Consider the following 12,503-nt stretch of genomic DNA (forward strand, 5'->3'; position numbering starts at 1 on the left):
GCCGGCATGTACAACAGACGGACTATATTGCGCGGCGGCGGAGTGGCGGGATTGGGCGGAGTGTTGCTGGGGGGCGTCTCATGGTCGCGCGCCGCTGCGGCCGAGACCAAGGCGGTGCGGGCAATTCTCCCGTCTGCCACCCATGATACGCTGGCGGTAAAGGTGCTGCTCGAGAGGCCGCCGTCTGAGGCGCCTATCCTGACCATTGATGGCCGCGCGGTCGCGGCGCGGCAGATGGATCAGGACGGTTATGCCTGGGGCTTCGTGCAGGATGGGCTCAAGGGCGGCACGTCGCACGAATTGACGCTGAGCGACGAATTCGGCGGTTCGTTGCGGACCCCTTGGCGCCTGAAGACACTGCCTCCGATCGATTCCACGCCCGAGCACTTCCGCGTGCTGTTCTTCACCTGCGCAGGCGGGGATGAGGGCGGTAAGCCCTATGGCTACCTCTCCGTCGCCGATCGGCAGGCACTGTTGGACCGGGCATTGTCGTTCAAGCCGGATCTCGCTGTCGCGAATGGCGATCATATCTATTGGGATCTGTGGACCGCACTCAAATACCGCCGCGACCCGGCAACGCGGGCAGCGACCGAGGAACAGTATCGCAAGATCGCCTGGATAAACGAGGATATTGCGTTCGATTCCGACACCAATCGGAAGTCGCTCAACACCGTCATCGGCCGCCAGATCGCTTCGATCTATGAGGACCGCTTCGCCTCGGTTCCGTTGGTGTTCGTCACGGACGATCACGACTATTTCGAAAACGACAATGCGGGGCCTTGGGGCTACACCTTCCCGCCGCGGCCGTTCATCTTCGGGCTGCAACAGCGCACCGCGGCAATGGCCTATCCATTCGCTCTGGGCCGGCCGGACCTCGGCGACCCGTACAAGTCGGGTACGGTTGAGGCGGTCAAGATCGGCAAGCTGCTGGAAATCGACCTGTTCGATTGCCGGCGCGGCTGGTCGATCGGGCAGGATGCCCGCATCCTGTTCCCTGAAGCCGAGGCATGGCTCACCGGCCGGCTGCGTACATCGCAAGCAAAGCAACTGATCCATGCGCCGTCCAATCCGTTCGGCTGGAGCGCGGGCAAACTTGGTGAATGGTATGCAGACGGTCCTTCGGACACGAGCAGTTTCCAGAACGACAAGGGCTATTGGCAGCAGGGCTGGTTCGACCAGCACCAGCGACTCGCCAAGGCGCTCAGCGCCCAGAAGGAACGCGCCGCGGTGAGCATCTCTGGCGACATGCACGCCAGCTCGATCGCGAGCATCAGCCGCAGTGCCGATCTCGACCTGTCGGCCAATGCGATCCAGGCCATCCTGCCCGGCACGATCGGGACCGGAACGCCGGGTTTTCCAAGCACAGTACGCGGCGTCCCGCCGTTCCATGCGGCCGCGCTGGAGATCAAGGACATCGCCAAGATGGAGGAGCGCAACGGCTTTTCGATCGTGGACGTCTTTCCGGACCGGATCGAAGTCCGCCAGTTCCGCTGGCGTCCGCCCGAGCCGGTCGAGGCGATTGCAACCCTGCAGCCAAGCGACACTTACACCATCCGCCGCACGTCCTGAGGAGAGGGTCTATGTACAACAGAAGAACGGTTTTGCGCGGGGCAGGGACGGTCGGGCTGGGTGGTGTAATGCTGGGCGGCGTTTCCTGGTCACGCGCGAGTGCGGCCGAAACGCGGACGGTGCGGGCGCTGCTGCCATCGGCCACGCACGACACTCTGGCGGTAAAGGTCTTGCTCGACGCGCCGCCCTCGGCCGCTCCGGTGCTAACCATTAATGGCCGGCAGGTCAGGGCCAGGCAGATGGATCAGGACGGCTATGCTTGGGGCTTCGTGCAGGACGGGCTGAGAGGTGGCACTGCGCATGAGCTGACGCTGGCCGACGAGCATGGCGCAGTGTTGCGGGCACCGTGGCAACTGAAGACGCTACCTGGTCTGGACGAGCAACCGGAAAGCTTTCGGGTTCTTTTCTTTACCTGCGCGGGCGGCGACGAGGCGGCGAGTGCTCTGTCGATCGACGCGCGGCGTAAATTGTTCGACCGCGCGTTGAGCTTCTCGCCCGATCTGGCAGTTGCCAACGGCGATCACATCTACTGGGATCTCAATACCGCGCTCAAGATCCGCGGGGATCCAGCGAGCCGGGCTGAGAAGGCGGAACGCTATCGCAAGATCGCATGGATCGATCAGGACACCGCTTTCGATTCAGAAACCAACCGGCGCTCGCTTAACACCGTGATCGGCCGGCAGATCGCGAGCATCTACGAAGACCGGTTCGCCTCTGTGCCGCTGCATTTCATCAGCGACGATCACGACTATTTCGAAAACGACAATGGCGGCACCTGGGGCTACACCTTTCCGCCACGCCCGTTCACGCTCGGACTGCAACGCCGCACTGCCGCGATGGCCTATCCCTTCGCGCTCGGCCGTCCACAGCTCCCCGGCGGGGCATTGACTTCAGAAGCGGTCGAGACCGTCAGGATCGGCAAGCTGGCCGAACTGGCCTTGTTCGATTGCCGCCGGGGATGGGATACCAAAACCGGTTATGGCGTGCTGTTCCCGGAAGCGGAGCGCTTCCTGATCAATCGCCTGAAGCAATCGGATGCGAGCCACTACATTCATGTGCCGTCCAACCCTATCGGCTGGACCGCAGGCAAGCTGGGCGAATGGTATGAGGACCGGCCCCCGGTGGGCACGCCCGGCAGTGACAAGGAGTTCTGGCTGCCGGGCTGGTTCGACCAGCACCAGCGCCTGATCAAGGCCTTGAGCGCGCAACGGGGTCGCCCCGCAATCACCATCTCGGGCGATATGCATGCGGTCGGCGCCAAGCGGCTGACAGCAAGCGGCGACCTCGACCTTTCGGCCAATCCGGTCGAGGCGATCTTGGCCGGTACGGTCGGTACTGGGACGGGCTGGCCAAGCGGAGGCCGCGGCATGTTCCCGAGCACGCCGGGCAAGCTCATTGGCACCGATGTCGTCGAGACCTATGAGAAAAATGGTTTTACTCTGCTAGACGTGACGCCGGAGCGGATCGAAGTCCGCCAGTTCAGCTGGCGCGCGCCCGAACCGGTCGAGGCGATTGCCTCGCTCCAGCCCTTCGCCAGCTATACCATCGCACGCAGGGGCTGACATGCTGCGCAGGAACGCACTGAAATCGCTCGCCATCGCGCCGCTTGGCCTATGGGCCGGCAACGCAATGGCGGCGGCCCCCGCCGCGCTCGGCAAAAGAGTGATCGACCGGCTCGAACTGTTCGAGCTCAAGGTTAATCACCGCGGCAATTGGCTGATCGTACGCCTGCGCACCGCGGACGGGCTGACCGGGCTCGGCGATGCAAGCCATGCCGGGGACAGTGCGGAGACGGTGCGTTATCTGCGGCAATTCCTGGACGTGTTGAAAGGCCGCAGCGTGTTCAGCGCAGAGCCGTTCCGGCAGGCGGCTGCAGCGACGGTAGCGCAGGGCGGCGACCCTGCAGCGGTCGCGGCGAGCGCGCTGGAGCAGGCCTTGTGGGACCTTGCGGGCAAGGCGGTTGGCCTGCCGGTCTATGAGCTGTTCGGCGGCAAGCTGCGCGACAAGATCCCGCTCTATGCCAATATCAACCGCTCAGCGAAACCGCGCACGCCGGAAGGTTTCGCAGCGATGGCCAGCGCGGCGATTGCTGATGGCTTCACAGCGATCAAGATGGCGCCATTCGATGCGATTGCGATGGACGAGAAGGACCCGGCAACCATCGCGCGGCTGACCAATGAGGGGATCGCCTGCGCACAAGCCGTGCGCGATGCGATCGGCTTGCAGAACGATCTGCTGATCGACGCGCATAGCCGTTTCAATCTGACTGACGGGCTGGCGCTGGCGGAGCGATTCAAGCCGCTGAACCTCTATTGGCTGGAGGAAGTAACGCCGCCAGAGCCACTCGACATGCTGGCCGAGATCAACCGAGCCGCAACCATGCCGACGGCGGGCGGGGAGTCGATCACCAGCATCGAGGATTTTTACGCCTATATCAAAGCCGGTGCGGTCGATATCGCGATGCCGGACATCAAATTCTGCGGCGGGCTGACGGGCCTCAGGAAAGTGGCCGGTATCGCCGAGGGAGCGGGGCTGCCTGTCTCGCCGCATGGACCGGCAAGCCCGGTGGGCAACGCTGCCGCCGCGCATGTCGTGGCGACCTTGCCCAATTTCACCGTGCTTGAGTTCGCCTATGGCGAGGTGCCCTGGCGTGCAGATGTGCTGAACCCGCCAGAACAGATTGAAAATGGCGAGCTGGTGTTGACTGGCAAACCCGGCTTTGGAATCGAATTGAACGAAAAGACGGTTGCCCGGTATGCCGTTTAAGGCCTGATGCTCAACTATGGCAATTGCATCCTGGCGCAGCGTCTGCTTGCCGAACCGCGAGGCCAGATCTACGTCACCTATGGCGCCAAACATCTTCCGGGCGTCTTCGCGATTTTGAGGGCAACAGATCCGCGCTGGCGGGTCTCATCGATCAAAAGGATGCGAACCATCGACAGTTCGGAGAGTTATGACTCCCGGCTACCCGGCATCCCTAACGCATGAAAGGATCGGCCATGATCAAATCCCTGACCGTCAGTATGGCAATGCTCGCGCTCGTAGCACCCGCTCTCGCGCAGGACGGCATCCGCATTGTGGCGGTACAGTTCGCCCGCGGTGCCAGTTCGGCCGCGATGAAGGGCAGCATCAAGGGCGATGAAGCGGTCGATTACACCGTGCGTGTGCGGGCCGGCCAGACGCTTACCGTCCGCCTGACGACCGGCAACAGGTCTGGCTATTTCAATGTGACCGCGCCGGGCGCCGACGTGGCCATCTTCAACGGCTCGATCTCCGGAAAGCGTTTTTCTGTCACCATCCCCTCGACCGGAACCTATGTCGTGCGGGTCTATCTGATGCGGAATGCAGCGCGCCGGAATGACACGGCCAACTATACCCTCAACGTCGCTATCCTTTGACGGATTGCCGGGGCAAGGGGCCAAGCGCTATCATGTTTCAGGGGACATTATGAACTTCGTCCAGTGGCTTAATTCGCTCGACGAGTTGCTCTACGAGTTGATGAGCTGGCTCGTCTTCTTTCCCGTGACTTTGTGCCGAATATTGCGTCATCCTCTCGCGACGATGCGCTATGCCGAGGACCAGCTGCTGCTTGAACCGGAAAAGCAGTATAGAAGCACGGTCAGCCCGCCGATCATGCTGATCCTCACTATTGTCCTTGTTCAGGGCATCGGCCTGGCGGTGGATGGGACAAGCCCGATCGTTGCCAGTCATCGCGGCCTGGCGGGCCTCGTCAATGACAATACGACGCTGCTTCTGCTACGCCTTGTGCTGTTCGGTACCTTTGCCCTCGTGCTCGCCACGCGGAAAGTGAACAGGAGCAGCGTTGATCTCGACCGCGATACCTTGAAGCCTGCCTTCTACGCGCAATGCTATGCCATTTCGCCTTTCACGCTGCTGATAAGTGGCGGCCTCAGCGCTCTCTTGCATCATCATGATCTCGTGCAGGTCGCCGGCCTCCTCTCGATGGTGACAGCATGCCTGTTTTACGGCATCGTTCAGATCCGCTGGTTCAGCGCGGAACTGAACCAGCCGGTCATCCGCTCCTTCCTCGATGCGACGATCGGTATGGTGGTCAGTATTGCGATCACGATCACGCTAGGCTTGCTCTTCGCATGATCACCGCGCCGACACCGGTGACGGATGCTGGCGCCAGCGTGAGGCAGTTCGGACGCCTCACAGATAGACGAGTTGTGTTTGGGTCGAACAGTCCTGCCGATAGCACTTCTCGACGTTTTCATAGTAATTGAGCAATGTCTGCCCTCCGTAACGGAAGCACTTCGACCCCTCTTTTCCGTCCCGCGGCAATTTTCGACGCCCCAGTGCGGAAGATCCGCTTTTCTAGCAGCTATGGACTCTTTCGCCGTTTAGCGCGCGTCGAGTCGATCACGCTGGCGACGTCCAGCGCTCAGGAATTGGAACCAGCCTTAATCAACAAAACCCGGATCGACGCCTTTCGAAAGTTCGATCAGCATCGCTACGTCAACCCTTTCCGATACGATACCGAGCGAGACGTTTTCGAAGAAATGGAGCAATTGCGCGGCACATCGCGCCTGACGAAGGCTTATAAGGCGGCGCTGGACGCGCTGGATGAACAGCTTCGCGACGTTTTGCGGATTCGTAAGGAAAATGAAGACGGTGAAAGTGCCTCAAGAGAGCGGCGCATGTCATACATCTTCAGTTTTCTGGGCTTCACCGGTATCACCGGCCTTATCCTGTCCACGGATGACTTTTTACGACGGCATGCCCCTTGGCTGGGAAAGGCCTTGCCGCACGCAGAGGGCGTCACACTGGCGCTCATCTACTGGCTTGTGCCCGCGGCTCTCATCTTGATCATTATCCGTCTGTTTGGACCGGCTCGGCGATAGCCATTGCCATATGCTGCCATTGGTAACGGCCAGAGCGTTCCAAGGGCAACGTGAATCGCTGGCATTGCGATGAATGCTGATTGAGGCATTCCGCATGTCGCCGTCCTTGGGGGCGAGCTGCAGGTCGATCTCGATGCTCCGCACCCCGCTGCGCGGCTGCGCTTCTAGGGGCGTCTTCACATAGTCGAGGTTCTTCGCCATGCTGGTCAGACCCCCGGGATGTTCATCCTCCGATTAGGCGCATTGGGCGGGCGACATGGACCGCGCGAACAAAGCTTGTCCCGCATGGGGGACATTTTTATCTTTTTTTAACCCCGTCTGATCCGTTTTCACATCTTTTGTCGCTGTAGGGATTGGACCAGTTCATCCCGCGTCCGATTCCAACTCATACGCCGTTGGGTGGTAAGATTGGTCGGCACGGCGGGCGGTTCATGGCCATTGGCACGACAAAGGACAACGGGGCTATGACAAACAGGACACGCAATTTCACGCGAGTGATGATGCTCGTGATATCGATGACTTTCGCAAGCGCCGCGCATGCGGGGTTTTTCGTGCGGCCTTATTTGACCTATGGTGGCGAGGTCATTGATGGCCTTGAGGCCAATGGGGCGACAGAAGCCACGCAGAGCTTCACGAGCGACCTTCAGACGACCGTCGATTTGAGTAGCGGGACGGTTAAGAGCTATCTCAACCTCAGCGGCACCGGCAGCAACGGCCAGGCAACCGGCATTTTCGGCGACAGCCTGACCTTTTACGGCGGCGAGGGAACAACGGCCGATTTTTCATTCGATTTCGACGGCATCATCCGTTCTCCCGCATCGGATCCTTCCTTGAACTCGCTTCAACAGATCGGCGTATACGCCAATCTTTTCGTGTTCGATTCCGCGACCGGCGCCACCTATAACAATTTCACCAGCCTTGGGGGCGCGTTGATAGCGCAATCGCTGTTTCTCGATTTCTCGGATCCCGAAACCGCGCTGGACGAATTCGTATCGCGCACGCTTTCCGGCAGCGTGGCCATTACGGGCATCCAAACCCTGGACGTCTTCGCCAGCCTTTCGATTTTTGCATCGTTGAATGACAATCCGGTCAATATCGAGATGGATTTCATGAACACCGGCACGTTTGGTGTGGACGTGGCGCCCGGCGTAGCGGTGACGTCCGAATCCGGCGTGTTTCTGGCCGATACGCTCACGCCGCCCGTACCGGAACCCGCTACCTGGGCGATGATGATCGTTGGATTTGGGCTGGTTGGCAGCGCGATGCGCCGTCGCCAAAGCGCCATGTCTGTACGCTATATATGATATGCGGGAGCCCGGCCGGCCAGCCGCCGGGTTCCCAATTCTAACCGCGCAGCGGTTTGAAACGTGTGGTCGCGGCGCCCTGGACACACAGTCCGACATTTCCGCGCAAAGCGGGTAAATAAGCTTTATGGAATTCGAGCAACTTGCCGCTCGCTTCAATGCGCGTGAAACGCTTTTCCGCGCTGATCCAGGATTCACAGGTCAAGCTGCGGTTGCCCGCTTTACGGGCGATGTCGCCCAGGATCAGCTCGTTATAAGCAAGGTCAATCCCGATGCCCTTCCAGCGGACAAGATACGCTTTGGCATTTTCCACGACGGTCCGCTGCGCCGCAATGGCCTCGGCGAAATGACCGCGGTTGGCCAAATCCTGCGCCAATGCCTCCCCGATGTCGCGGCTCAGAACCAGTGCGGAATCATCCTGGTCGTCGATAAACAGCAAACGACGCACCAGACTATCAGCTTCAGCGATAAGGGCCGACGAGCGCGCCTGCTGCTTGGCCTCGGCTGCTGCCGCAAACCCCATATAAGCGCTCCACCCGGCGATATAGAGCATTTGTGGATCGTTTTTTTCTTTCTGTTCGATTGCCTTGAAGCCTGCCAGGGCGCTCAGGAAATAGGCAGTGCCGTGATCCCTGGTGCCAGAAACGTAGTCCGCAATGCCCCGATAATAAGCGATGTAAGCGCGGTCCGTCTGATCAGCGGTCTCGGGCCTATTGGCGGGCCATTGACCAATTTCGGCACTTGCCAAGGACGCGATGCGCCTCAGCGCATTGGGCCGCTCCTCCAGATCGAGCAGCTCAAACTGCGCCCGTCGCAGCACGCGCCGGGCGTCCATCCATTCCGCGCCACGCAGGTTTTTGGGAACATTGTTGAGCGTGCGGGACGCGCGGTTAAGAGACGCTTCTGCGCCCGGTGCATTCTTATCCGCATGAAGCTGGACAACGGCCCTGTGCGATAGGGCGCGGACATATGCGCCCGCCACCGCACTATCCGCGCCATGTGCGGTCACGATAGCATCCAGCTGGGCTTCGGCGGCCGTCAGGCTTTCTTTTGCTTGCCGCGCATAACCAAGGTTACGATAATTCCCCACACCCTGTATTTCCGCCAGTTTGATCAGCCCATTGGCGGTTTCCAGGCGTAAGGCGCGATCTGCATCATTGGTCTTGGCCAGCCTGTTCAGATGCTGTTGCGCCTCTGCTGCAAGCGCGGCGCGGGCCTGGGTATTGCCCGGTATCCTTTCCAGCCGTCCGTTCAGATCGAACAATAGATATCCCGCCAGCGAACGCAATTCCGTAAAGCGCTGCACCTCTGCGGCCCGCGCGCGTTCCGCCGAGAGATAAGAGGATAAGGATATGACGAATGCGCCGGCCAATAGTGCTGCAGCAGCGGCGGCCGCGATCAGCGCCTTGCGATGACGGGCAATGAACCGGCCTGCGATATAGGAGCGGCCGCCTTGCCGGGCCTGTACCGCAAATCCGCCGCGAAACGCGCGTATATCATCCGCCATAGCATCGACGGTCTGATATCGATCTGCCGGATCGGTGGCGCTGGCCCGCGCGATGATCGCACGGAGATCGGCGTTGTTGTCTCCGGCCGGCAGCATGACCCCGAGCAGGCGGCCCAATGAATAGACATCGGCCAGCGTGGTCGGCGCCATACTTTTCATGCGTTCTGGCGCCGCAAAGCCGGGGGTCAGGCTCAGGCCACCCAGTGAGCCTTGCGCCGTAGTCAAGCCATCGGATGGTGCGGGCTTTCGCGCAATGCCGAAATCGATCAGCTTTGCACTGCCGCCCTGTGTGACCAGAATGTTGGACGGTGTGATATCCCGGTGAACGATGAGACTGCGATGGGCAAAAGCAACGGCCGAACAAATGTCCAGAAAGAGCTGCAGGCGATCGTCGATCGAAAGCGCTTCGCGTTTGATCCATTCGAGCAAGGGAAGCCCATCGACATATTCCATGATGATGAAAGGATGACCGCCGGGTGTCTCGCCTCCATCGAACAGTCGCGCGATATGGGGATGGGACAGTTTGGCAAGTGTTTGCCGCTCGTTCTGAAACCGCTCGATCAGGGCATCGGACAGGGCACCGGGACGGATGATCTTGATTGCCACATCATGCTCGAAATCGCCGGCAGCGCGCTCGCCGTGAAAGACCGATCCCATGCCGCCTTGGCCGATCAGGCCGGTGATCCGATAGGCACCGATCCGGTCCGGCATCTCTTCCTCGACGTCGGCGGCCCCTGCGGCTCCGGTACGAAATGCCAGCCCTGCCGATGTTTGCGATGCAAGCAGCGCGATCGTTCGCCGGCGTAATACCGGGTCCATGTCGTCCTGCGCATTGATCCACGCCAAACGTGCGTCGGACGCTTGTTCCAAAGCGCGGTCGAGAAACAGGAGGAACTCCACGTCCCCCTGTTTCATGCCGAGGCTTGCTCCAGCGCATCAAACAGCCAGAGACGCGCGGCTTCCCAGCGCCGCTTCACGGTGGATTCGGAGATATCGAGCACGATCGCGATATCCTTGATCGCCATCCCGCCGAAATAGCGCATTTCTACGATATGCGCGCGTTCCGCATCGATTTGCGCCAGTCGATCCATCGCAGCGACGAGATCTTCAACATCCATCTGAACGGCGTCGGGAATGTTGGTGAGCAGTTCCACCTTGTGGTGGGATCGCTTGTTGCTCCGCTTCGCTCTTACGTGATCAATCAGTGCGTTGCGCATCATGCGAGACGCCAGAGCCAGAAAATGCGCGCGATCGGCTATGCTCAGTATATCTTGTCCGACAAGTTTCAGAATAATTTCGTGCACAAGATCGCCAGACGAAAGCGAAACGTCGTTTTCGGCGCGCAGCATTGCCGCTGCGGCGCGACAAAGATCGGGATAAAAAAACTCGATCAAAATGTCGCGCGCATCCATGGAGCCGCCGCGCCAAGCGCTCAAAAGATCAGCAATTTTGCTTATGATGTCCCCCCGAATCTCACCAGCGCTCGTTAGAATAAGGCGGGTCAACCGATTGACAAGTGCATTAAATTCATTCGCTTGTCTGTCTTAATTCGAAACAGATCGGAAAGAAGTTGCCCGTCAGCCTGCGCAAGCTGTCAAACGGAGCCGCGCGATTTTTTGCTACCTCTGGACCATTTTACGCGATTTTAACGCTTGGGCTCATGACGAGAGCTTCGGTCCCGTGAATGGGGGGCCAGGCGCGAAGCCGCCGGGGATTGCGACCCTCCGGCGGCTTCGGTAGTTTCAAAGGAAGATGCCGATCCTTAATTGCCGTTCAACGACCAAATTTGCTTCCCCAACAGCCGACCTTCAGCTTTCTTTCTACCGCACGAATAAAGCTGCCATCTCGCATGCTGCCTGACGAATGACCGATGGCATGGTGTATTCGCCAAGTTGGTGATGGTGTGTCAACGACGATCTTTACGGCAGCATGTCGGCAGCAAGTGGGTAAGTTCATTTAGCATGCCAAACTATTGCCATGAAGGCGTATGAGGCCATATCGCCCCCGATCATGCCGCGAGCAGGTGGACGACCGAGGGCCCATGGAATGCTCCCGCTTGCAGACGGGGCTGAGTCATGACCGATCACGCTAACATCCAGCACGCTTTGTCGCTGCGACGCATTCTCTATTGCAGCGTTGGGACGGTGCCCGCCGAAACGGCCGATCTCACTGGTATTCTCATTCAATCCAAACACAACAACGCCATTAACGGTGTCTCCGGCATATTATGGTCAGACGGTCTGAAGTTTATCCAGGTGTTCGAAGGTCCGATGGAGAGCGTAGGCGTTACGTGGGATCGCATTCGTACAGATCCCAGACATTGCGAAATCAATGTCATCCAGGACTCTCCCGTCGAGAAGCGAGAGTTCGGCTATTGGACGATGGTGCATAGGCAGCACGGAGAGCCAACCGACCATCACGATTGGCACGTGCAGCAGCTGCTAAGTGAAGCTCCGCCCGCAGTGGCTGCTCCGTTCCTAGCAATGCTAGGCCTGCCCGATCAATAGCCAGAGTTTGTAGAGCTTCTTTGTGATGCGTGTTATCGTTGCGGCATGTTGACTGCGATGGAGTGCGCCGCGAAGGCGGCCGAGTTGGAGGCCCGCGCCTTAGCGTGCCAAACGGCGGCAGGCCGAGAGGCTTGCGATCAAATATCCCTCGGCTGGCGTAGCGTTGAGCGCATGGCTCTTCATCAAGAAAATTGGCAAGCGCGTCATGAGCCAATTTGACTGTTTGAAAGTCACATTCTCGCGGGCATATATCGCGCCGATTTTCGACGGCGGCGAAACGAATGTAACTTTCCGAGCTCCCGAGTGGTTGACGTTCGAACCATTGAGAGAAAATCCATGTCGAACGATCGCATTGTGAGCGTTGGATTTCTAAAGGGCAAAGACCTCGAAATACTCGGCTCCAACTTCGACAGGCATTTCCCTGTCGAATATGATGACATTTTTGCCGATCTAATTGGTCAGCTCGATAACATCGAGGCCAGCCCGTTGGGAAAAGGCGTCGTACTGAAACCCGCAATCAATCGCAGTTGATTGATCGCTAGCCTCCTCTCATTCCGCCGGGCGATTGGCGCGGAACCGGTTGATGTGCCCGCATTTCATACTCTTCCGCCAATTTCCAGTGCGTGCGTGCGGCGCATGGATCGGTAGAATTTTCCGCCGCCTTGCGTTCTTGCTCCGCTCGGGACTCAAAATACTCTTGGTCGTTCCTATCCGACATAGGCACCTCCATATGCTGCCCCCAGCTCTGGAT

The 12,503-nt window shown here is 59.5% G+C and carries 12 protein-coding genes and 1 pseudogene; 10 read left to right on the forward strand and 3 right to left on the reverse strand.

Features of this window, described 5'->3' with window-relative positions:
• Positions 1-6: 6 nt before the first annotated feature.
• The 8 genes from FHS49_RS04500 to FHS49_RS19570 all read left to right on the forward strand — a co-directional run bounded on the left by FHS49_RS04500 (position 7) and on the right by FHS49_RS19570 (position 7,738).
• Positions 7-1,569: a metallophosphoesterase family protein gene (locus tag FHS49_RS04500; RefSeq protein WP_184015629.1), complete on the forward strand. Its 1,563-nt coding sequence runs from the start codon at positions 7-9 to the stop codon at positions 1,567-1,569.
• Positions 1,570-1,637: 68 nt separating this feature from the next.
• Complete coding sequence (locus FHS49_RS04505) at positions 1,638-3,131, forward strand: metallophosphoesterase family protein (RefSeq protein WP_184015631.1); 1,494 nt, start codon at positions 1,638-1,640, stop codon at positions 3,129-3,131.
• A gap of 1 nt (position 3,132) precedes the next feature.
• Positions 3,133-4,335 carry a mandelate racemase/muconate lactonizing enzyme family protein gene (locus FHS49_RS04510; protein ID WP_184015633.1) on the forward strand — a complete coding sequence of 401 codons (1,203 nt, stop codon included), beginning with the start codon at positions 3,133-3,135 and terminating at the stop codon, positions 4,333-4,335.
• 6 nt (positions 4,336-4,341) lie between these two features.
• A complete protein-coding gene (locus tag FHS49_RS04515; protein WP_184015635.1) occupies positions 4,342-4,557 on the forward strand; it encodes a hypothetical protein in 216 nt (71 codons plus the stop codon).
• Between the two features lie 11 nt (positions 4,558-4,568).
• Complete coding sequence (locus tag FHS49_RS04520; protein ID WP_184015637.1) at positions 4,569-4,967, forward strand: PPC domain-containing protein; 399 nt, start codon at positions 4,569-4,571, stop codon at positions 4,965-4,967.
• A 49-nt stretch (positions 4,968-5,016) separates the two neighbouring features.
• Positions 5,017-5,685 (forward strand): hypothetical protein, encoded by a 669-nt coding sequence (locus tag FHS49_RS04525; RefSeq protein ID WP_184015639.1) that lies wholly within the window; start codon positions 5,017-5,019, stop codon positions 5,683-5,685.
• 203 nt (positions 5,686-5,888) lie between these two features.
• Positions 5,889-6,434 carry a hypothetical protein gene (locus FHS49_RS04530; protein WP_184015641.1) on the forward strand — a complete coding sequence of 182 codons (546 nt, stop codon included), beginning with the start codon at positions 5,889-5,891 and terminating at the stop codon, positions 6,432-6,434.
• Positions 6,435-6,865: 431 nt separating this feature from the next.
• Positions 6,866-7,738: a PEPxxWA-CTERM sorting domain-containing protein gene (locus tag FHS49_RS19570; RefSeq protein ID WP_246350272.1), complete on the forward strand. Its 873-nt coding sequence runs from the start codon at positions 6,866-6,868 to the stop codon at positions 7,736-7,738.
• Positions 7,739-7,778: 40 nt separating this feature from the next.
• Here the strand turns inward: FHS49_RS19570 and FHS49_RS04540 are convergent, their stop codons facing one another.
• The 3 genes and pseudogenes from FHS49_RS04540 to FHS49_RS04545 all read right to left on the reverse strand — a co-directional run bounded on the left by FHS49_RS04540 (position 7,779) and on the right by FHS49_RS04545 (position 10,657).
• The gene (locus FHS49_RS04540) at positions 7,779-9,395 is read right to left on the reverse strand and encodes a serine/threonine-protein kinase (protein WP_246350273.1); all 1,617 of its coding nucleotides are present in this window, start codon (positions 9,393-9,395) and stop codon (positions 7,779-7,781) included.
• Positions 9,396-10,160 (reverse strand): annotated as a pseudogene (locus FHS49_RS19990) (serine/threonine-protein kinase); the annotation flags it as partial. It abuts the gene before it with no gap.
• Complete coding sequence (locus FHS49_RS04545) at positions 10,157-10,657, reverse strand: ECF-type sigma factor (RefSeq protein ID WP_184015645.1); 501 nt, start codon at positions 10,655-10,657, stop codon at positions 10,157-10,159. The gene FHS49_RS04545 and the pseudogene FHS49_RS19990, both read right to left, overlap by 4 nt.
• A 663-nt stretch (positions 10,658-11,320) precedes the next feature.
• Between FHS49_RS04545 and FHS49_RS04550 the strand changes: the two genes are divergently transcribed.
• Together FHS49_RS04550 and FHS49_RS04555 are read left to right on the forward strand one after the other, a co-directional pair.
• Positions 11,321-11,752 carry a BLUF domain-containing protein gene (locus FHS49_RS04550; RefSeq protein WP_184015647.1) on the forward strand — a complete coding sequence of 144 codons (432 nt, stop codon included), beginning with the start codon at positions 11,321-11,323 and terminating at the stop codon, positions 11,750-11,752.
• 336 nt (positions 11,753-12,088) lie between these two features.
• Entirely contained in the window at positions 12,089-12,283 is a 195-nt protein-coding gene (locus tag FHS49_RS04555; protein ID WP_184015649.1) for a hypothetical protein, read from the forward strand.
• Positions 12,284-12,503: the final 220 nt, after the last annotated feature.

The organism is Sphingobium boeckii, from assembly GCF_014199215.1.
GTDB lineage: Bacteria > Pseudomonadota > Alphaproteobacteria > Sphingomonadales > Sphingomonadaceae > Sphingobium_A > Sphingobium_A boeckii.